The 20,835-nt window shown below is 67.1% G+C and carries 18 protein-coding genes; 11 read left to right on the top strand and 7 right to left on the bottom strand.

The window, feature by feature from the left end:
• Position 1: 1 nt before the first annotated feature.
• From uvrC to F8O06_RS06325, 9 genes are all read left to right on the top strand, one after another.
• Positions 2-1,942: an excinuclease ABC subunit UvrC gene (gene uvrC / locus F8O06_RS06365; protein WP_158031530.1), complete on the top strand. Its 1,941-nt coding sequence runs from the start codon at positions 2-4 to the stop codon at positions 1,940-1,942.
• Positions 1,920-2,855, top strand: a complete 936-nt coding sequence (rapZ, locus tag F8O06_RS06360) for an RNase adapter RapZ (RefSeq protein ID WP_225733423.1) — start codon at positions 1,920-1,922, stop codon at positions 2,853-2,855. The genes uvrC and rapZ overlap by 23 nt, the downstream gene beginning before the upstream one ends.
• Positions 2,856-2,861: 6 nt before the next feature.
• The gene (gene whiA, locus F8O06_RS06355) at positions 2,862-3,824 is read left to right on the top strand and encodes a DNA-binding protein WhiA (RefSeq protein WP_158038041.1); all 963 of its coding nucleotides are present in this window, start codon (positions 2,862-2,864) and stop codon (positions 3,822-3,824) included.
• A 179-nt stretch (positions 3,825-4,003) separates the two neighbouring features.
• The gene (locus tag F8O06_RS06350) at positions 4,004-4,624 is read left to right on the top strand and encodes a superoxide dismutase (RefSeq protein WP_158038040.1); all 621 of its coding nucleotides are present in this window, start codon (positions 4,004-4,006) and stop codon (positions 4,622-4,624) included.
• 248 nt (positions 4,625-4,872) lie between these two features.
• The gene (gene gap, locus F8O06_RS06345; RefSeq protein WP_158038039.1) at positions 4,873-5,883 is read left to right on the top strand and encodes a type I glyceraldehyde-3-phosphate dehydrogenase; all 1,011 of its coding nucleotides are present in this window, start codon (positions 4,873-4,875) and stop codon (positions 5,881-5,883) included.
• Positions 5,884-5,891: 8 nt separating this feature from the next.
• Positions 5,892-7,112 (top strand): phosphoglycerate kinase, encoded by a 1,221-nt coding sequence (locus F8O06_RS06340; protein WP_158038038.1) that lies wholly within the window; start codon positions 5,892-5,894, stop codon positions 7,110-7,112.
• On the top strand, positions 7,109-8,005 hold the full coding sequence (gene tpiA, locus F8O06_RS06335) for a triose-phosphate isomerase (RefSeq protein WP_158038037.1): 897 nt from the start codon (positions 7,109-7,111) through the stop codon (positions 8,003-8,005). The genes F8O06_RS06340 and tpiA overlap by 4 nt, the downstream gene beginning before the upstream one ends.
• A gap of 108 nt (positions 8,006-8,113) precedes the next feature.
• Positions 8,114-8,362, top strand: coding sequence for a preprotein translocase subunit SecG (gene secG / locus F8O06_RS06330; protein ID WP_158031523.1), 249 nt, complete (start codon positions 8,114-8,116; stop codon positions 8,360-8,362).
• A 19-nt stretch (positions 8,363-8,381) separates the two neighbouring features.
• On the top strand, positions 8,382-9,614 hold the full coding sequence (locus F8O06_RS06325; protein ID WP_158038036.1) for a multidrug effflux MFS transporter: 1,233 nt from the start codon (positions 8,382-8,384) through the stop codon (positions 9,612-9,614).
• 35 nt (positions 9,615-9,649) lie between these two features.
• Here F8O06_RS06325 and pgl read toward each other — a convergent pair whose 3' ends face one another.
• The 6 genes from pgl to tkt are packed head-to-tail and all read right to left on the bottom strand — an operon-like array spanning position 9,650 to position 18,060.
• Positions 9,650-10,480, bottom strand: a complete 831-nt coding sequence (gene pgl, locus F8O06_RS06320; protein WP_158038035.1) for a 6-phosphogluconolactonase — start codon at positions 10,478-10,480, stop codon at positions 9,650-9,652.
• The gene (locus tag F8O06_RS06315) at positions 10,467-11,408 is read right to left on the bottom strand and encodes a glucose-6-phosphate dehydrogenase assembly protein OpcA (RefSeq protein WP_192496875.1); all 942 of its coding nucleotides are present in this window, start codon (positions 11,406-11,408) and stop codon (positions 10,467-10,469) included. Before F8O06_RS06315 ends, pgl begins: the two co-directional genes overlap by 14 nt.
• Positions 11,405-12,940 (bottom strand): glucose-6-phosphate dehydrogenase, encoded by a 1,536-nt coding sequence (zwf, locus tag F8O06_RS06310; protein ID WP_158038033.1) that lies wholly within the window; start codon positions 12,938-12,940, stop codon positions 11,405-11,407. Before zwf ends, F8O06_RS06315 begins: the two co-directional genes overlap by 4 nt.
• A gap of 35 nt (positions 12,941-12,975) precedes the next feature.
• Positions 12,976-14,775 carry a glucose-6-phosphate isomerase gene (locus F8O06_RS06305; protein ID WP_158038032.1) on the bottom strand — a complete coding sequence of 600 codons (1,800 nt, stop codon included), beginning with the start codon at positions 14,773-14,775 and terminating at the stop codon, positions 12,976-12,978.
• Positions 14,772-15,914 (bottom strand): transaldolase, encoded by a 1,143-nt coding sequence (tal, locus tag F8O06_RS06300; RefSeq protein ID WP_158038031.1) that lies wholly within the window; start codon positions 15,912-15,914, stop codon positions 14,772-14,774. The genes F8O06_RS06305 and tal overlap by 4 nt, the downstream gene beginning before the upstream one ends.
• Before the next feature lies 1 nt (position 15,915).
• Complete coding sequence (gene tkt, locus F8O06_RS06295; protein ID WP_158038030.1) at positions 15,916-18,060, bottom strand: transketolase; 2,145 nt, start codon at positions 18,058-18,060, stop codon at positions 15,916-15,918.
• Between the two features lie 268 nt (positions 18,061-18,328).
• Here tkt and F8O06_RS06290 point away from each other — a divergent pair, with 268 nt between their 5' ends.
• Together F8O06_RS06290 and F8O06_RS06285 are read left to right on the top strand one after the other, a co-directional pair.
• On the top strand, positions 18,329-19,366 hold the full coding sequence (locus tag F8O06_RS06290; RefSeq protein WP_158038029.1) for a heme o synthase: 1,038 nt from the start codon (positions 18,329-18,331) through the stop codon (positions 19,364-19,366).
• Positions 19,367-19,383: 17 nt separating this feature from the next.
• Complete coding sequence (locus tag F8O06_RS06285; protein WP_158038028.1) at positions 19,384-19,734, top strand: MGMT family protein; 351 nt, start codon at positions 19,384-19,386, stop codon at positions 19,732-19,734.
• A 67-nt stretch (positions 19,735-19,801) separates the two neighbouring features.
• Here the strand turns inward: F8O06_RS06285 and F8O06_RS06280 are convergent, their stop codons facing one another.
• Positions 19,802-20,827, bottom strand: a complete 1,026-nt coding sequence (locus F8O06_RS06280) for a COX15/CtaA family protein (RefSeq protein ID WP_192496874.1) — start codon at positions 20,825-20,827, stop codon at positions 19,802-19,804.
• Between the last annotated feature and the right edge of the window lie 8 nt (positions 20,828-20,835).

The following is a 20,835-nucleotide window of genomic DNA, read 5'->3' as shown; positions in this document are numbered from 1 at the left end:
CGTGGCCGAAGATCTCTCGTGGCGACCGCGCACGGGTGACATCCCGTCGAAGCCGGGAGTGTACCGGTGGCTCGACGCCAACGGCCGCGTGATCTACGTCGGCAAGGCAAAGAACCTGCGTGCACGGCTCAGCAGCTACTTCGCTCCGCTGCACACGCTGCACGAGCGCACTCGGCGCATGGTCACGACCGCCCGGGAGCTGCGGTGGACGATCGTGGGCAGCGAGTTCGAGGCGCTGCAGCTCGAGTACACCTGGATCAAAGAGTTCGATCCGCCGTTCAACGTGCAGTTCAAAGACGACAAGTCGTACCCGTACCTCGCGCTCACGATGTCCGAAGAGATCCCTCGCGTCACGATCACACGGGGCCGGCACAAAAAGGGCGATCGATACTTCGGGCCGTATGTCAAGGTCTACGACCTGCGCTCGACCATCGACTCGCTGCTCAAAGTGTTCCCGATGCGCAGCTGCAAGGCCTCCACGCTGAAGCGCGCACAGCGCACCGGCAAGCCCTGTCTGCTCGGCGACATCGGCAAATGCTCGGCCCCCTGCGTCGGTCGGGTCTCGATCGACGAGCACAGAGAGACCGCTCGGCACGTGATCCGCTTCATGGCAGGTCAGGATCAGGCCTATATTCGTGACCTGCGGCAGCGCATGCAGCGCGCCAGCGACGACCTCGAGTTCGAGCAGGCGGCGCGGCTGCGTGATCAGCTGCAGGCTCTCGACTCCGTGCTCGCCTCGACGGCGGTCGTGCTCTCCGACCACGAGAACGCCGACGTGCTCGGCATCAGCGACGACGATCTGCACGCAGCAGTGCACGTGTTCATGGTTCGCGGCGGACGCATTCGCGGGGTGCGCACCTGGCTCATCGACAAAGAGCTCGAGATGCCTGACTCCGAGTTCCTGGCTCAGGCGCTGCAGCACGTCTATCTCGATGATGCGGATCGTCCCCTGACCGTGCCCGTGCAGATTCTGCTGCCTGCGATGCCGGCGGATGCCGAGGCCGTCACCGAGCTGCTCGAGCGTCGTCGGGGCGGTCCGGTCCATCTTCGCGTGCCGCAGCGCGGTGAGAAGCTCTCGCTGCAGCAGACGGTTACCACGAACGCCGCTGAGGCGCTGCGGCAGTACAAGATGAAGCGTGCCAGCGACTATGTGGCGCGCAGCAGCGCTCTGACCGAGATCGCGCGGGCGCTGGGCATGAGCGAAGCGCCGCTGCGCATGGAGTGCTACGACATCTCACATCTCGGCGGCACCGATGTCGTGGCCTCGATGGTGGTCTTCGAGGACGGCCTGCCGAAGAAGCGGGACTACCGCAAGTTCTCGATCGTGGGCACCAACGACGACACCGCCTCGATCCATCAGGTCATCTCGCGTCGTCTCGCACATCTGCGCGAGCAGCAGAGTCCGGCGGGATCACCCTCGGATGCTCCCCGAGACCCTCGGCAGAACTCGTTCCAGTACTTTCCGAGTCTCATCATCGTCGACGGCGGTGCACCTCAGGTGGCGGCCGCGAAGCGTGCACTCGAAGAGCACGGGTTCGCCGACCGCATCGCGTTGGCCGGCATCGCCAAACGCCTCGAGGAGCTCTGGGTGCCGGACGACGACTACCCGGTGATCCTCCCGCGCAACAGCGAGGCGATGTTCATGGTGCAGCGCATCCGTGACGAGGCCCATCGATTCGCGATCACCTACCAGCGCAACTCCCGCACCAAGGCCTATGAGACCGACCTCGCCGCAGTGCCGGGCATCGGCGACCGTCGCGCACGCGACCTGCTGCGTCACTTCGGCTCTCCGGCCCGTGTCGCCGAGGCCGGCGTCGAAGAGCTCTGCGCCGTGCCCGGCATCGGCGCGACGACGGCCCAGAGACTCGCTGAATGGCAGCACCGCAATCGGGCTAAGGTTGATGATCATGAAGGCGAGCGTGAGCGAGACAGTGCAGAGTGACCCCGCGCAGACGGACTCTGCGACGTCCGCAGGCGCGCGGCCGAACGCAGAGCACAGCGAGTTTCTGATCCTGACCGGGCTCTCGGGCGCCGGACGCTCGACCGTTGCGAACGCGCTCGAAGACATGGGCTGGTACGTGATCGACAACCTGCCGCCCAAGATGCTGGTTCCGCTCGCGCACTTCGTCGAAGACGGCGAGCACGACATCCGTCGCCTGGCTGTCGTCATCGACGTGCGCGGGGGCACGGTGTTCAGCGATCTCGACGCGCAGCTCGATGCGCTCAACGGCCTCGCCGTGCCCATGCGGGTGGTCTATCTCGAGGCGAGCGACGCCGAACTCGTTCGGCGATTCGAGAAGGTGCGGCGTCCGCACCCGCTGCAGAGCGGTGGCACGCTGGTCGAGCGCATCCGGGCTGAGCGCCAGCTGCTTGCGGGACTGCGCGGTCGTGCCGACACCATCATCGACACCACCGGGCTCAACGTGCATCAGCTGACCAACCGTGCCTTTGACCTCTTCGGCGGCGACCAGGCCGACACCGTCACCGTGACGATCACCAGTTTCGGCTTCAAGTACGGCATTCCGCTCGACGCCGACATGGTGGCAGACATGCGCTTTCTGCCGAATCCGTTCTGGGTCGAAGAGCTTCGAGCGCACACCGGTGCTGACGACGATGTGAGAGAATATGTGCTCGGCCAGCCAGGAGCACAGGAGTTCCTGAGTGACTACGAGCGTGTGCTGGGCACAGTGATAGACGGATACCTGCGTGAGAACAAGCGTCACGCGATGTTCGCCTTCGGGTGCACGGGGGGCAAACATCGCTCGGTGGCCACGGCGAACGAGATGGCGCGCAGACTGCGCAAGCATCCAGATCTCATCGTCGAAGTCACACACAGAGACCTTGGAAAGGAATGACCTGCGGTGCCACTGACAGCCCAAGTCAAACAGGAGCTCATGAGGCACCGATACCCGACCGGTCGACTGCGCGCAGCTGAGCTCGCCAGTCTGCTGCGTTTCGCGGGCGGTCTGCATCACATCTCCGGTCATATCGTCATCGAGGTCGTGCTCGACTCTCCCGAACTCACTGAACGGGTGCGGCGCGGCCTGGCCGAACTGTACGGTGCCCCGGCACAGCTCGTCGAGAGCGTGGGAGCACCCGGCGAGTACGTGCTGCGCATCCCGCGCGGGGGAGAGATTCTGGCCCGCCAGACCGGCATGACCGACACTCGCAATCGTCCCGTGCGCGGCCTGCCGAGCGCGTTGGTCAACGGTTCGCCCGAGATCTCCTGCGCCGTCTGGCGGGGAGCGTTTCTGGCGGCCGGCACGCTGAGCGATCCCGGGCGCAGCTCGGCACTCGAAGTGGTGTGCCCGGTCGCTGAGGCGGCAATGGCCCTCGTGGGCACGGCCCGTCGCGTCGGCGTCGTCACGAAGGCACGCGAGATCCGCGGGTCGCACCGAGTGGTGGTGCGTGAGCCCGAGGCGATCGCGACGATGCTGCGGCTGCTTGGGGCGACGCACACCCTCGAAGAGTGGGAAGAGGTGCGGCACCGTCGTGAAGTGCGAGCCAACGTCAACCGACTGGTGAACTTCGACGACGCGAACCTGCGGCGCTCGGCTCAGGCAGCCGTCGCAGCCAGCGCGCGCGTCGAGCGGGCGCTCGAAATCCTCGGCGATGAGATCCCCGATCATCTGCGTCAGGCGGGCGATCTTCGCCTGCAGCACCGACAGGCGAGTCTCGACGAACTGGGTCGCCTCGCCGATCCCGTGCTGACGAAGGATGCCGTCGCCGGTCGCATCCGTCGTCTGCTGGCCATGGCCGATCGCCGTGCGAAGGAGCTGGGAGTGCCGGGCACCGAGGCCAACGTGCCTGACAGCGTGCGCTGATCGATCCTCGGGCAGGTACGCACGGCGTCTTCGGTCAATTGACCGAACAAGCATTTCGCGGTCAGTGAACGTCGTATGACATTGCGCATCTCTTGCGTCGTTCGCCGCCACAGCTGAGTACACTCGCACACAGGGCGGTCGGTTTCGACCGTCACATCTGTGAACTGTGAGGAGTTGTCATGTCTGTCTACACCCTTCCCGATCTTCCCTACGATTACTCGGCGCTGGAGCCGTCGATCAGCGGAAAGATCATGGAGCTGCATCACGACAAGCACCATGCGAACTACGTCAAGGGCGCCAACACCGCACTCGAGAAGCTCGAGGCCGCTCGCGAGGGCGGCGGCTACGGCGACATCAACCAGCTTGAGAAGGATCTCGCCTTCAACCTGGCCGGCCACGTCAACCACACCATCTTCTGGACCAACCTCGGCCCCGACACGCAGCGTCCCGAGGGTGAGCTCGACGCCGCGATCACCGAATTCTTCGGCTCGTTCGAGAACTTCCAGGCGCAGTTCGCTGCCGCAGCACTGGGCATCCAGGGTTCGGGCTGGGCTGCCCTGTCATGGGACAGCCTCGGCCAGCGCCTCATCATCGAGCAGCTGCACGATCACCAGTCGAACCACGCTGCGGCGACCGTGCCGGTGTTCCTGGTCGACATGTGGGAGCACGCCTTCTACCTCGACTACCTGAACGTGAAGGCCGACTACGTCAAGGCGATCTGGAACATCGCGAACTGGCAGAACGTCGCCGAGCGCTTCACAGCCGCCAAGAACGGCACTCAGGGCATTATCACCCTCTGACCGTCCCGGGCCGAAGAGGCGGACGATCGCCTCAGCGCACAGACCGAGAGACACTCCCGGTCGACCGAGCACCCCACGCATCCGACGGATGCCGTGGGGTGCTTTGCGTTTGGGGGATGGATCTCGCTGCGGCGGTCGGCCTCTTCGAGCGCCCGAGCGGCGGAGTCTGACGGAGTTCAGTAGAATGGCTGTGGCGGGACATCTCCCGTCGAATACGTGACGCATCGAAGCATCGAAGGAGAACGCTCGTGACAGTTCGGGTTGGGATCAACGGATTCGGTCGCATCGGCAGGACTGTCCTGCGTGCGGCTCTCGACCAGCAGGACACCAATTTCGAGATCGTCGCCGCGAACGACCTTCGCGACCTGGAGACCCAGGCTCACCTGCTCAAGTACGACTCCGTGCACGGCATCTGGGACCACGACGTCGAGACGGCACCGGGCAAGCTCATCGTCGACGGCCGCGAGATCACAGCACTCAGCTCACGCGATCCTCGCGAGCTCGGCTGGGGTGATCAGGGCGTCGACATCGTGATCGAGGGCACCGGCAAGTTCAACGACGCCGACAACGCCCGTGCTCATATCGAGGCGGGGGCCAAGAAGGTCATCATCACGGCTCCGGCCAAGCACGAAGACGCCACGTTCGTGATGGGCGTCAACGACGATCTCTACGACCCCGAGCGTCACGACGTCATCTCGAACGCCTCCTGCACCACCAACTGCCTGGCTCCGCTGGTCAAGCCGTTCCTCGACAACTTCGGCATCGAACGCGGTTTCATGACCACGGTGCACGCCTACACCGGCGACCAGCGCCTCGTCGACTCCAAGCACAAAGACCTGCGTCGCGCACGTGCCGCCGCAGTGAACGTCGTGCCGACCACGTCGGGTGCGGCCAAGGCCATCGGCCTCGTCATTCCCGAGCTCAAGGGAAGGCTCGACGGGTACGCGGTGCGCGTGCCCGTGCCCGACGGGTCGCTGACCGACGTCACCATCGAGGCGTCGCGCCAGGCGTCGGTCGACGACATCCTCGCGGTGTACCGTGAGGCAGCCGAGCAGCAGCTCAAGGGCTATCTGCAGTACAGCGAGGCCCCCATCGTCTCGAGCGACATCGTCGGCAACCAGTACTCGACCGTCTTCGACGCCCCGCTGGTGCGCGTCATCGGCACCACGGTCAAGCTCGTCGGCTGGTACGACAACGAGTTCGGCTACTCCAGCCGCGTGGTCGACCTGACCAAGCTCGTCGCCTCGAAGCTGGGCTGAGCCTGCACATGTCTCTCAAGACGATTGAATCGCTCGGCTCCCTCGCCGGACGCCGCGTCATCGTGCGCAGCGACCTCAATGTTCCGCTGAAAGACGGTGTCATCACCGATGACGGCCGCATCCGTGCATCGCTGCCGACGTATCGTCGGCTGCTCGAAGCCGGTGCCAGCTTGATCATCGTGGCCCACTTGGGCCGCCCCAAAGGACAGGTCGTTCCCGAGCTCTCACTCGAGCCGGTGGCCGTGCGCCTGGGTGAACTGCTGGGCACGGAGGTAGCGTTCGCGACCGACACCGTGGGCGACTCCGCCCGGCAGCAGGTCGGCGAGCTCGGAGAGGGCGGCGTCGTACTGCTCGAGAATCTGCGCTTCAACGCCGCTGAGACGTCGAAGGACGCAGAGGAGCGCCGTGCGTTCGCCGCACAGCTCGCCGCATTCGGCGACGCCTTCGTGTCAGACGGTTTCGGCGTCGTGCATCGCAAACAGGCCAGCGTGTACGAGCTGGCCACCCTGCTGCCGCACGCCGCGGGGCTGCTGATCGAGACCGAGCTGCAGGCCCTCGGCCATCTGCTCGGCTCGCCGGAGCATCCCTACACTGTCGTGCTCGGCGGAGCGAAGGTCTCAGACAAGCTCGCCGTCATCGACAATCTGCTGCCCAAAGTCGATCACCTGCTCATCGGCGGAGGAATGGTGTACACCTTCTTGGCCGCACGCGGCGAGAAGATCGGCAAGAGCCTGGTCGAGGCAGATCAGATCGACACCGTGCGCGGCTATCTCGACGAGGCCGAGCGCCTCGGCGTGCACCTGCAGCTTCCGGTCGACATCATCGTGGCCGACCGCTTCGCAGAAGACGCCGCCCACCGCGTGACCGCAGTCGATGCGATCGAAGCGAGCGATCTCGGTGCCGATGTCATGGGCCTCGATGTGGGCCCCCAGACCGCAGAACAGTTCGCCGAGGTCATCCGGCAGTCGAAGACCGTGTTCTGGAACGGCCCGATGGGCGTGTTCGAGTTCGCGGCCTTCGCCGGCGGCACCCGTGCCGTCGCACGTGCGCTGACCGAGACCGCGGGGTACAGCGTCGTCGGAGGCGGTGACTCGGCTGCGGCCGCGCGGTCCTTCGGCTACACCGAGAGTGACTTCGGCCACATCTCGACCGGCGGCGGCGCCGGCCTCGAACTGCTCGAAGGCAAGGCTCTGCCCGGCCTCGACGTGCTGGGGTGGTCGGCCGAATGAGTCTGCGCAACAGCAAGCGAACCGAGGACCGTTCCGCAGGAGCGCACCCGGTCGGGGAGCGCACTCCGCTGATCGCGGGCAACTGGAAGATGAACATCGACCATCTGCACGCCATCGCGCTGGTGCAGAAGGTCGCCTGGACGCTGCGTGACGCCGATCACGACTTCGACGACGTCGAAGTGGCCGTCTTCCCGCCGTTCACCGACCTGCGGTCGGTGCAGTCGCTGGTCGCGGCTGACAAACTGCCGATCACCTTCGGCGCGCAGGATGTCTCCGAACACGACCACGGGGCATTCACCGGAGACATCTCGGGTGCCTTCCTGAACCGCCTCGACGCCAAGTACGCGATCGTCGGGCACTCTGAGCGACGGTCGTACCACCACGAAGACGACGCTCAGGTCGGACGCAAGGCTCTGGCGGCAATCCGCCACGGGCTGGTTCCGCTGATCTGCGTCGGCGAGACGGCAGCCGACCTTGAGGCGAAGGGCCCGGCGGCGGTTCCCGTCCAGCAGCTTCAGGGGGCAGTGGCCGAGTTCGCAGCTGAACTGGCCAAGCGTGCGGATGCCGGCGAGACGGCCGAGATCGTCATCGCCTACGAGCCGGTGTGGGCCATCGGCAGTGGGAAGGCCGCGACTGCGCAGCAGGCCCAAGAAGTCATCGGGCGTCTGCGCGGAGCCCTCGGAGAGGCGCTGTGTGCGCCGCTGGGGGCCGAGCGTGCCGACGCCGTCGCAGCAGCCACGCGCATCCTCTACGGCGGCTCGGTCGCCGTCGACAACGTCGCAGGCTTCCTCGCTCAGCCCGACATCGACGGTGCTCTGGTGGGCGGCGCGAGCCTTGATGCCGCCAGCTTTGCGGGCATTGCTCAGTTTCGTCGTCACGTGCGCACCGCCTGACGTCTGACGACCCGCCGCCGTGCGGAAGATGCCGTCGGGTGACATCCCCGGTATACTGGCGGATGTTGCCCGGCTCCGTGCTCGGCATCCTGACGACGAAAGGCCATCGTGACTGCTCTCATCATCGTGCTCAATGTGCTGCTGACAGTGACCAGCATCCTGCTGACACTGCTCATCCTGCTGCACAAGGGGCGTGGCGGCGGCCTGAGCGACATGTTCGGCGGCGGCACCACCAGCAGCCTCAGTGCGTCGGGCGTGGCCCAGCGCAACCTGAATCGCATCACCGTCGTGGTCTCAGTGCTCTGGTTCGTCTCGATCGTCGGCATCGGCCTGATGATCCGTTTCGGCCAGATCTGACCGCACACTCAGCTCAACAGTGACGCACACCACGGCCCCGAAGTACGGGCCGGCGCTGATCGGCGCCCTCGGTCTGCTCAGCATGGTCGCACCTCTGGCGACCGATATGTACCTGCCGGGGTTCCCCCTGGTCTCAGGCGACCTGCAGACCTCACAGGCGTCTGTGCAGCTCACTCTCTCGCTCTTCATGCTCGGCATGGGCGGCGGGCAGCTGTTTTGGGGGCCGGCCAGTGACATGCTCGGTCGGCGTCGGCCGCTGCTCGTGGCCGGAGCGCTCTTCGTCGTCTCCAGCCTGTTCGCCACGATGTCACCGAGCATCGTGTGGCTCTGCATCTGGCGCTTCATTCAGGGGTTCAGCGGGTGTGCCGGCGTCGTCATCGGTCGCGCCATCGCTCGTGACGTCAGTCACGGCGTGCAGCTGGCGAGGCTCTTCGGCTTCATCGGCATCGTCAACGGTCTCGCGCCTGTGCTCGCCCCGGTCGCCGGTGGCCTGCTCATTCCTCACATCGGCTGGCGAGGCGTGCTCTGGGTGCTCACCTGCGTGGCCGTGCTGATGCTGCTCGCGAGTGTCTTCGTGCTGGGGGAGTCTCTGCCGCCCACCGGACGGGTGCGTGGAGGGCTGCGAGAGGTCGGCAGCATGCTCGGCTCTGTCATGCGCGACCGGTCGTTCATCGGGTTCACCCTCATGCAGGTCTTCGGCTTCGGCGTGCTCTTCACCTGGATCTCGAGCTCGTCCGTCGTGCTTCAGCTCGTCTACGGCCTCGACGAACGCCAGTTCTCTCTCTGCATGGCGATCTTCGCGGTCGGCACGTTGGCCGCCGGCGTGCTCAATACGCGTCTCGTGCGCCGTCTGGGTATGTGGCGTCTGCTGGTGACCGCCGTCGTCTTCCAGGCGTGCTGCGCCGTGGTCCTGTTCGTCGTCGTGTCGGCGACGGATGCCGGCACAGGATCGAGCGCACCGGCTCTCTGGGCGCTGCTCGTGCTGGTCAGCCTCGCAGGGGCGCCGTTCCCCGTCATCATCGCCAACAGCACGGCGCTGGGACTGGGCCGCCAGCGGCGTGGCGCAGGCATCGCATCCGCGCTCATGGGTGCATCGCAGTATGCACTGGCAGCTGCGGTCACCCCGATGGTCACGATCACTGGGAGCATTTCGCTTCACACTGTCGTGGCGGTCATGCTCGCCTGCGCGCTGGTGGCTGCCTTCGCAGCGTTGCTCTGCACGAAGGAGTCCCGCACCCTGCACTTCGGCTGACCGAGCCACGTCGCGTCAGCCGGAGTGCGGCCGCATCAGCTCTGCGGAGTGCTGATGAGCAGAGTCGAACGACGCCCCCGGGCCAATTCTGCAGGCAGAGGCTCGCCTGCGAGGATCTCTCGAACGGCCGCACGCTTCTCGTCGCCGCAGGCGATGAGCACGACATGGCTGGCAGCGCGGATCGTGCTGAGCGTCAGCGACACCCGAGTCGGGGGAGGCTTCGGACTGCTGCGCACGGCGATGGTGCTGGCGGGGCTGTCGCTCGAACCCGCGACAGCGCTCTGATGGTGGGGAAAGATCGAGGCAACGTGCCCGTCGGGGCCGACGCCCAGCAGCACGAGGTCGAGCGCCGGCAGTGCTGACTCCGGATCGCGCTGCGACACATTGGTGGCGAGATCGACGGCATAGGCCGAGGCGGCGGCCTCGACGGAGATCCCATCGTCTGCAGCGGCGATGCGGTGCAGCTCGGCTTCGGCGAAGGCTGCTCGGCGGTGCTGCGCGTCGAGCGCCACCACGTCGTTGCGATCGGCCGAGCCCCGGTCGACCCACCGTTCGTCTCCGTACCAGAGGTGCACCATCGACCAGTCGATCTCGGCGTGCTCGGCGAGTGCCTGAGTCACCGCCGAGCCCGATCCGCCGCCGGTCAGCGCCAGGTTGAACGCACGAGCCGACACCGCCTGTTCACCGGACAGCCTCGGTGAGTCGGCGAAGGGGTTCTCGGTGCGGCGGCTCGCGGCGAACGCGCTCAGACGCTGCAGCACCGTTTCGACGGCCGCGGAAACGCCCGCCTGGACGTTCGGCACCTGCAGGTGGGTGAGCGGCGGTCGCGTGACGCCGGCTGCTGACTCGGGCTCAGGCATCATCATCGTCGCCCTGTGCCTCGAGAATCAGCGGCAGTCCTGAGCGCAGCACTTCGCCGAAGACGCGGTCCTGGTCGAGTCGGCGCAGCTCCTCAGAGAGACACTCCGCTTCGGTGCGCTGGGTGAGGGGCAGCTGCTGCTCGGGGAGCCCCGGGAGCGTGAGCCGGCTCATGCCTGCGGCCGGATCGCCGCAGAGAACGATGTCTCCGTCGGGGCGGGTGAGTCGCACCTCGGACACCGGCAGTGACGACGTCGAGTCGTGCATGGCGACGGGAACGCCGAGACGCAGCGCCAGCCAGGCGGAGAGCAGCAGGAACTCAGGCGAGTTCGGGCTGCCGGTGAGCGCAGCGGCTGTCACGGTCAGATGCGGCGGCTGGTCGAGGGTCGCCGCGAGCTGGGCGCGCAGCACGCTGATCTGCGACCAGGCCAAGTCGGTGTCGCCCGGTCGATAGGCGCGGGCGGCGTCGAGCAGTGAACCGACCGGATCTCCGCAGCGGCCGACGTCTGAGACTCGCCGAGCCGCGAGTTCTGCGAGCGACCCGAGCGGGGCATCCACATCGCCGTTGGCCAGCCAGAGCACGACCGGGGCGTCGGGCAGCAGCAGACCGATCACGATCGTGTCAAGGGCCGAGGCGACCGCACCGAGGGCGCGCATCACGATCACCTCGCTGGCGCCAGTGTCGTTGCCGAGGCGCAGCTGTGCGTCGAGCCGGTCGGCGTCGGCCTCGGGCTGCGGGATCAGCACGAGCACCCGCATCGGATGCTCCTGAGACGCCGCGACCGCAGTGGCGATCGCGCGTGCCTCGTCGTCGGCTCGTGCGATCACGACCAGTGTGAGCACGCGGCCCAGGGCGCTGAAGCCGGTGGCCTCGCGCTCTCGACTCAGCCGCTTCGAGATCGACGGCGTGTCTGTGTCAGTGAGATCGATGATCATGGGCGACGCCACTCTCTGTTGTCGAGGGCCAGCATGCGATCGGCACTGGAGGGCCCCCATGTGCCGGCTCGGTAGCCCTCTGGGCGGCCGTTTGCGGCCCAGAACTGCTCGATCGGGTCGAGCACCTGCCAGCCGAGTTCGACCTCGCGGTGTCGCGGAAACAGGGGCGGGTCGCCGAGCAGCACGTCGAGGATCAGCCGTTCGTAGGCTTCGGGGCTGGCCTCGGCGAACGAGTGGCCGTAGGTGAAGTCCATGCTCACGTCGCGCACCGTCATATTGGTGTCGGGCACCTTCGAGCCGAAGCGCAGGGTGATGCCCTCATCGGGCTGCACGCGGATGACCAGGGCGTTCGGGCCGAGCGCGGCGGTCTGATGCGTGCCGAAGAGCTGCTGCGGAATCTGCTTGAAGACGAGGGCGATCTCGGTCACACGGCGGCCGAGTCGTTTGCCTGCTCGCAGGTAGAAGGGCACACCGGCCCAGCGGCGTGTGTGCACGTCGACGCGGAAGGCGGCGTAGGTCTCGGTGACGGAGTCGGGCGCGATGCCCTCCTCATCCAGATACCCGCGCACCTGTCGGCCGCCCTGCCACCCGCCCAAGTACTGCCCGCGTGCGGTGTGCACCGCAAGATCGTCGGGCAGACCGAGCGCGCCCAGCACCTTGATCTTCTCTCTTCTCAGGGCAGACGGGGTGAGCGACGTGGGCTCTTCCATCGCCGTCAGAGCCAGCAGCTGCAGCAGGTGGTTCTGGATGACGTCGCGCGCTGCGCCGATGCCGTCGTAATAGCCCGCACGGCCGCCGATGCCGATGTCCTCGGCCATGGTGATCTGCACGTGATCGACGTAGTTGGCGTTCCAGAGCGGCTCGAAGATCGAGTTGGCGAATCGGAACGCCAGAATGTTCTGCACGGTCTCTTTGCCGAGGTAATGGTCGATGCGAAAGATGTCGTCTGGTGCGAACACCCGCTCGACGACTGCGTTCAGCGCCTGAGCACTGCGCAGGTCGTGCCCGAAGGGCTTCTCGATGACGACACGACGCCAGGTCTGGTCGTCGTGGTTGGCCAGCCCCTGACCAGCCAGGTGGTCGCAGACGGCCGAGAAGTGGCGCGGCGGGATCGACAGATAGAACGCCGCGTTGCCCCGAGTGCCGCGCGTGCGCGCCAGCTCCGAGAGCGTGTCGTCGAGGGCGATGTAGGCGTCCGGGTCGTCGAAGGCACCGGTCACGAACCGCAGGCCGGCAGCCAGCTGATCCCACACCTTCTGACGAAACGGCGTGCGAGCACCGTTCCTGACCGCTGTCAGCACGAATTCGGCGAACTGCTGATCGCTCCACTCGCGACGCCCGAAGCCGACCAGACTGAACGCCGGCGAGAGCAGGCCGCGGTTGGCGAGGTCGTAGATCGCCGGCAGCAGTTTGCGCTGGGCGAGGTCGCCGGTGACGCCGAAGATCACCAGTGCAGCCGGCCCCGCGATGCGCAGCAGCCGCCGATCGTTGCTGCTGCGCAACGGGTTCAGCTGCAGATCAGCGGGCTGCATCGCCAGCTGCTCGAACGGTCCCCGAGAACCGGCGGTCATCGTGACTGCGAGTTCGTGTCGCGCCCCGAGAGACCGGCGCCGGAGGAGTCACGGGCGTCCGTCACCTGCGATGCGACCCGCACTGCGACGTCCAGCGCACGGGCCAGCCCGGCGTCGTCGGACGCCTCGATGCGCAGCACCGGCAGACCGTGTGCTGCGAGCACCTGGGCGTCGCCGGTCGCCTGTGCCCGGATGAGCTGGGCGAAGCCGAACGGTCGCTCGGGAATGGGGAGCGGATCGTCGCTCACCCGGGTGAGCTGCAGGAAGACGCCCTGAGCGGGGCCGCCCTTGTGGTACTGCCCGGTCGAGTGCAGAAAGCGCGGCCCCCAGCCGAAGGTCACGGGGCGGCGCAGCGCGGAGGCCAGACGCCCGCGACGCTCGCCGAGGTCGTCCAGCCCCTCACGGTCGGCATAGACCTGCACGGCCACGTAACCGAGCGCCGGGTCGACCTGGCCGAGCAGTCGTCGCAGCGCCCCTTCGAGCGTGCTGGCGGATGCGATGGCCGAGGCCGCCTCGTCGGTGCCCGGAACGAAGAGGGCGAGTGTGTCGTCGACCAGCAGCGGAGCGCCACCTTCGACCGGGTGCTCGAGGAGGTCGCGAGCTGCGGCCTTCGCACTCTCGACGTCGGGCTGGTCGAAGGGATTGATGCCGAGCAGCAGGCCGAGCGCAGCCGTGGCGATCTCCCAGGTCATGAACTGTGCGCCCAGCGAGCCGGCCACCCAGACTGCATGGTCGGCAGGGGCATCCGGCAGGGCGTCCACCACGGCGACAGGCACGACGTCGGCCGGGCGGTTCGGCCCGGGGGTTCCGGTGAGCTCGGCCAGTCGCGCAGCGGCCGTCGAGTCACGCCGGTCATCGGCGGCGACCTCGAATTCTCCGGTATCCACGGCGATCGGCAGCACCCCGCGACCGAGCTTGCCCGTCGACTCGGCGACCAACTGCTCGATCCATGCCGGCAGGTCGGTGAGTCGGCCGGCATCCTCGCAGGCCACCGCGAACTTGTCGACATGCTGAGGATCGGCGGCGAGAGCGGCCGCGAGCTGCAGAGCCGGATTCGACTCGGCATCGGCGAGCAGCGCGGGGAGCGCCGCATGCGCGTCGGCGAGCAGACCTGCGATGTCGGCTCCGGCGAGGCCCGACGGCACGAGGCCGAACGCGGTCAGCGCCGAATATCGACCGCCGACGTTCGGGTCAGCGTTGAAGACGTGGTGCCCGGCCTCGCGGGCCAGCGCGTCGAGGGGCGAACCGGGGTCGGTCACGATGACGATGCGCTCGGCCGGGTCGATGCCGGCAGCTGTGAACGCCGCGGCGAAGGCACGACGCTGCGAGTCGGTCTCGAGCGTCGACCCCGACTTTGACGAGACGACCAGTGCGGTGCGTTCGATGTCGTGATCGAGCACGCGACGCAGCTGCTGTGGATCGGTCGTGTCGAGAATGTTCAGGGCGACGTCAGCGGCGATGGTGATCACCTCGGGAGCCAGCGACGAACCGCCCATGCCAGCGAGAACGATTCGGTCGACGCCCTGCGCGTGCAGATGGTCACGCAGCGCGACGATCTCGTCGACCAAGGGCGCGCTGACGGCGTCAGCGTGCACCCAGCCAAGCCGCTTGGCGGCCTCCGGCTGAGCGTCGGCACCCCAGATCGTGGCGTCGCCTGCGGCGAGACGAGAGGCGAAGCGCTCGTCGATCAGGCGTCGCAGGGCGGGCTGCGCCCGGCCGGCGAGTGCCTCGGGTATGACGACGCGCAGCGGATGCTGGGTCGGCGTTGCAGCTGGTGTGCTGGGTTCGGTGGTCATCGGCGCTCCTTGACAGCGGTATCGACGGTTTCGAGCAGATGCGTCCAGGCATCGGTGAACTTTGTGACCCCTTCGGCTTCGAGCACCGTGGTCACGTCGTGCAGATCGATGCCGACGGCGGCGAGGCGATCGAGCTGCTCGACCGCGGCTTCGACTTGGTCGGGAATGCGCTCGGGGCCGATGACTCCATGATCGAAGGTGGCTTCGAGGGTCTTCTCGGGCATCGTGTTCACGGTGTGCTCTGCGACCAGCCCGGTCACGTACGTGGTGTCTGGCAGCTCGGGGTCTTTCACGCCGGTGGAGGCCCAGAGCGGGCGCTGCGGGTTGCCGCCGCGCTGAGCGAGTGTGCGCCAGCGTTCGGTGTCGAGCGAGTCGGTGAACGCCTGATAGGCGGCCCGCGCGTTGGCGAGAGCGGCGGTGTTGTGCAGGCCTTCGTCGTGGCTGACGCCCAACGCGTCGAGGCGCTTGTTCACCTCGACGTCGACGCGAGAGACGAAGAACGAGGCGACCGAGTGGATGCTCGAGATGTCGATGCCGTCGGCGTGAGCGCGCTCCAGACCGGTCAGGTAGGCGTTGATGACCTCGCGGTACCGGTCGACCCCGAAGATCAGCGTGACGTTGACGCTGATGCCCGCCGCCGTCGCATCGGCGATTGCGGGCAGACCCTCTTCGGTGCCGGGAATCTTGACCATCAGGTTCGGGCGGGCGATCTCCCGCCAGAGGTCTCGTGCCTGCGTCAGCGTCGCTTCGGTGTCGTGCGCGAGAAACGGGTCGACCTCGATCGAGACCCGGCCGTCGACTCCGTTCGACTGCTCGTAGATCGGGCGCAGCAGCTCGGCCGCTTCGGCGACGTCCACCGTGGTCAGCTGCCGCACCGCCTCGGCTGCGGATGCTCCGGCGGCAGCCAGCTGATCGAGCTGATCGGCGTAGGCGGCCCCGTCGGCCAGTGCGGCGTCGAAGATGCTGGGGTTGGTCGTGACGCCGACGACGTCACGGGTGTCGATCAGCCGCTGCAGATCGCCGGTGCGGATGCGCGATCGGCTCAGGTCGTCGAGCCAGACGCTCACGCCAGCTGCAGAGAGGTCGCCGAGCGCCGAGAGCGGTGCGTCGGCTGATGATGCGTCGGAGGATGCGGTCATGTCAGTTCTCCTGATTCTGCTCGTCGCCGGCAGCGCCTGAGATCTGCAGGCCGGCGTGTGCGGCGTTGAGCGAGCTGTGGGCGGCCTCGACGACCGCCGAGGCAGTGATGCCGAACTGTGTGAACAGCGTCTTGGCGTCGGCCGAGGCGCCGTAGTGCTCGAGGCTCACGCTGCGACCGAAGTCACCGACGATGCCGCGCCATGTGAGTGCCGTGCCGGCCTCCACCGACACGCGTGCACGCACGCTGCCGGGCAGCACGCTCTCGCGGTAGTCGTCGTCCTGGTTCTCGAACCATTCGAGGCTGGGGGCCGACACCACTCGCGTCGAGATGCCCTCGTCTTCGAGCGTCAGTCGAGCCTCAAGAGCCAGCTGCACCTCGCTGCCGGTGGCGATGAGGATCACCTCGGGGCTGCCGCTGCGCCCCTCGGCGAGCACATAGGCGCCGCGCAGCGTGCCGCGAGCAGGGGCTAGCCGATCGCCGACGGGGCTCTCGGCGCGTTCGAGCGTGGGCACGCCCTGGCGGGTGAGCACGATGCCTGCCGGGCCGCTGCGCTGGCCGAGCATGCCGAGCCAGGCATAGGCTGTCTCGTTGGCGTCGGCGGGACGCACGACGGTGAACCCCGGGATGGCACGCAGCGACGCGAGCTGTTCGACCGGCTGATGGGTCGGGCCGTCTTCGCCGAGGCCGATGGAGTCATGCGTCCAGACGAAGATCGAGGGCACGCCCATCAGCGCGGCCAGCCGGAGTGCGGGGCGCTGATAGTCGCTGAAAATGAGGAAGGTGCCGCCGAACGGCCGAGTCGGGCCGTGCAGCACGATGCCGTTGAGAATGGAGGCCATGGCGTGCTCGCGGATGCCGAAGTGCAGCACTCGTCCACCGGGAGACGTGTGCCAGGCGTCGGTGCCTCGGTCGACGGGGCCGAAGGAGTCTGCGCCGGTGATCGTGGTGTTGTTCGAGCCCGCGAGGTCGGCCGAACCGCCCCACAGCTCGGGGAGCAGGGGAGCCAGTGCGTTGATGACCTTGCCGCTGGCGGCGCGGGTGGCCAGCGACGTGCCTGCCTCGAACTCCGGCAGCGCCTGCTGCAGCTCGCTGGGCAGACGCCCCTGCTGCAGCCGCTGCAGCAGAGCGGCGCGTTCGGGCTCGCGCTGCTGCCAGGCCTGGAAGTCGGCGTTCCAACGGTGATGCAGCTCGGCGCCGCGCTCGCGAACCTCTCGAACGTGAGCGAGCACGTCGTCGTCGACGACGAAATGCTGCTCGGGATCGAAGCCCAAGTGCTCTTTCAGCGCACGCAGTTCGTCGGTGCCGAGCTTCGAACCGTGGATGCCGCCCGTGTTCTGCTTGTTGGGGCTGGGCCAGCCGATGATGGTGCGCAGCGCGATGATCGACGGACGCTTCGTCTCGGCTCTGGCGCTGGTCAGCGCGTCGAAGAGCGCAGGCATGTCCTCGCGGTACTCGCCCGTAGCGGTCCAGTCCACACGCTGGGTGTGCCAGCCGTACGAGGCGTAGCGAGCGAGGACGTCTTCGCTGAAGGCGATGTTCGTGTCGTCTTCGATCGAGATGTGATTGTCGTCATAGATGACCACGAGGTTGCCGAGCTCCTGGCTGCCGGCGAGCGAGCTGGCCTCGCTGGTCACGCCCTCCTGCAGGTCGCCGTCCGAGGCGATCACCCAGATCGTATGGTCGAAGGGACTCTGACCAGCCGGAGCCTCAGGGTCGAACAGCGTACGTTCGTAGCGCTGCGCGCAGGCGAAGCCGACGGCGCTGGCGAGCCCCTGGCCCAAGGGGCCGGTGGTGATCTCGACGCCTGGCGTGTGACCGTACTCGGGGTGACCGGGAGTCAGCGACCCCGGTGCGCGCAGCTGTTCGAGATCTTTCAGCTCGAGGCCGTAGCCGGAGTAGAAGAGCTGCGTGTAGAGCGTGAGGGAGGTGTGCCCGGGCGACAGAACGAACCGGTCACGGCCGATCCAGTTCGGATCTGACGGATCGTGCCGCAGAAACTGCTGATAGAGCAGGTAGGCGACCGGGGCGAGGCTCATCGCCGTGCCCGGATGCCCTGATCCGATTTTCTCGACGGCGTCGGCGGCGAGCACGCGCGCGGTGTCGACTGCCTTTCGGTCCGTGTCATTCCACTGCAAAGTCGCCACTCGGGGTCTCCTCGGTATCTCGGGATACAGATGTGCTGACACCGGCGCGGGCACAGGCCCGGCCGTGCACGCACGACAGCAACAAGTATAGAGAAGCCCTCGCCGACGAGCCGAGAGGCCTGCACGCCCCGCGCGGCGAGCCCCGCAACGCGCGCGGAGTGAGCATGGCGCTTGTCAGGCGCCTGCTTTAGACTGTAGAGAACCTGTGCGTCTGCGCCTGCCCAGCGGGTCCTGAGTGCACGTTCCCACGAGTGCCGAATGAGGGTGTATGTCCGAGGTAGAGTCCAAGCCCGCAGCCGTGGTCGAAGACGAGACCGGTGCAGACGTCGTGGCGAGAGCGTCTGACGCGCCCCAGACAGGGCATCCTGCCGCCGACCACAGCCTGAAGGCCGCGCTCGCCGCCGGAGGCACGCGGCGTGACTGGTTCGCAGGTCGATTCCGTGCCTATCTCGCACTGAGCAAGCCGCGCATCATCGAGCTGCTGCTGGTCACGACCGTGCCCACGATGATTCTCGCTGCCCACGGCATCCCGAACATCTGGCTTGTGCTGAACACCCTGATCGGCGGCACGCTGAGCGCTGCGAGTGCGAACGCCTTCAACTGCTACCTCGATCGTGACATCGATCGGCTGATGAAGCGCACGCAGCATCGTCCGCTCGTCACCGGAGAACTCACCGACCGCCAGGCGCTCGCTTTCTCATGGATCGCCGGTCTGGTCTCGATCGGCTGGCTCTGGGCCACCACGAACTGGTTCGCCGCGTTTCTGTCGGCCTTCGCCATCTTCTTCTACGTGGTCGTCTATACGATGCTGCTGAAGCGCCGCACCTCGCAGAACATCGTCTGGGGCGGGATCGCTGGCTGCATGCCGGTCTTCATCGGCTGGGCCGCGGTCACTGAGTCGCTCAGCTGGGAATCGCTGATTCTGTTCGGGCTGATCTTTCTGTGGACGCCGCCGCACTACTGGCCGTTGGCGGTCAAGTACCGAGACGACTATTCGACCGCAGACGTGCCCATGCTGCCCGTCGTCCGCGGTCGCAGCGTCGTCGGCCTGCAGATCGTCCTCTACACGTGGGCTCTGGTGGCCTGTTCGCTGCTGCTCGTCCCGATCGGCGGCATGGGCTGGATCTACACGGTGACCGCGGTGCTGAGCGGCGGCTGGTTCATGTGGCAGACGCACGCGCTGTACTCCGAGAGCCTGCGCGGCGACGGCAGCCGGTCGATGACCGTGTTCCACGGTTCGATCGCCTATCTGAGTCTGCTCTTTCTCGCCGTCGCGGTCGATCCGCTGCTGTACCTGCCGCTCTGAGGCGGGCGAGCTCAGCGATGTCGGGCCTGACTCGTGCCCCCGAGACGCTGCCGTTCTCTGAACAGGTCGTCGCCTTGGTGTCGACGATCCCGACAGGTCGGGCCCTCTCATACGGTGACGTCGCTGCGCTGCTCGGATCTCGCGCCTCCCGGGCCGTCGGCCGGGTCATGCGCGACAGCGGAGCCGACCTGCCATGGTGGCGTGTCGTCTCGTCGACGGGCTCCCTTCCTGCGGAACTCGAAGAACGGGCTCGGCTGCACTACAAGCGGGAGCAGACGCCGATGCGTGCGAACGGCACGGTCGACCTTGTCGCAGCCCGGTGGCGCCCTGAGACGGCAGCCGTGGCGGCTCCAGTGGCAGAAGGGTGAGACTGAGCAGCACCGACCCCAGCCTCGATCTGACATGGGTCTGGCGGGACGTCGGCTCGAGGATTCGCTAGGCGATGGCTCCCGCGGGCCTGCCTGCGGCATCCCCGTCGACCTCGGAGGTCGGTCGTTTCAGCGCCAGTACGGTCGCGACGGCGGCGGCCGTGAGCACGGCGGCCAGCACCATGTGCACGAGAACCAGACTGCCCGGCAGGTGCAGTCTGGCCTGCGTGACGCCGACCACGATCTGCACGATCTGCACGCAGACCAGAGCGACCACCCATTTGCGGAATCCGACGTACTCGCGCAGCGAGAGCACGACGACCACGAGCGACAGGGCAAAGAGCACGTAGCCTGACCAGGCATGCACGTGGTAGACGAACTCGGCGTCGAACCCGGTGCGCACGACCTCAGACGGATCGCCCGAGTGCGGCCCTGAGCCCGTGGCGAAGACGCCGACGACCACCGTCACCGCGAGCACCAGGGTCATGACGTGCGTGAGAATCAGGGTGGGCAGGCGCACTGCCCGAGTGCGGGGGCCGCCCGGAGCATGCGCGCGAACAGCGAAGACCGCCATGAACGCGACGAGCACGATCGACAGAAGGTAGTGGAAGCCGACGAGGTTCCAGGTGAGATGGAACAGCACCACCATGCCGCCGACCACTGCCTGCACGATGATGCCGGCCGCCTGCACCCAGGCCAAGGTGATCAGATCGCGACGGCGTCTCGCGCCGCGGTAGACCGCGATGAGTCCCCACAGAGCGATGATCAGCATCACACCTGACAGCGTGCGGTTGCCGAATTCGATGAGGCCGTGGATGCCCTGCTCGGGTGTGGTGGTGAACGCGTCTGGGGTGCACTTCGGCCAGGTGTCGCAGCCGAGACCTGAGCCGGTCAGGCGCACGAGACCGCCGGTCGCGATGATCACGACGTTCGCGATCAGCGCGGCTATGGCTGCGGCGCGAACACCGACGCCGGGAACTCGGAGAAGAGGGTCGACGGAAGAGCGTGATTCGGGGGAGTGGCGCTTCTCAGCGGAGGAATCGGCTGTCTGAGCAGCGTCTGCGACTCCGTCTGTGCGGTCGTGGGCATGCATGTTTTCCA

This window comes from Pseudoclavibacter sp. CFCC 14310 (assembly GCF_008831165.1).
GTDB lineage: Bacteria > Actinomycetota > Actinomycetes > Actinomycetales > Microbacteriaceae > Pseudoclavibacter_A.
Note: the sequence above shows the minus strand (reverse complement) of the source record. Positions and strands in the feature narration are given on the sequence as shown.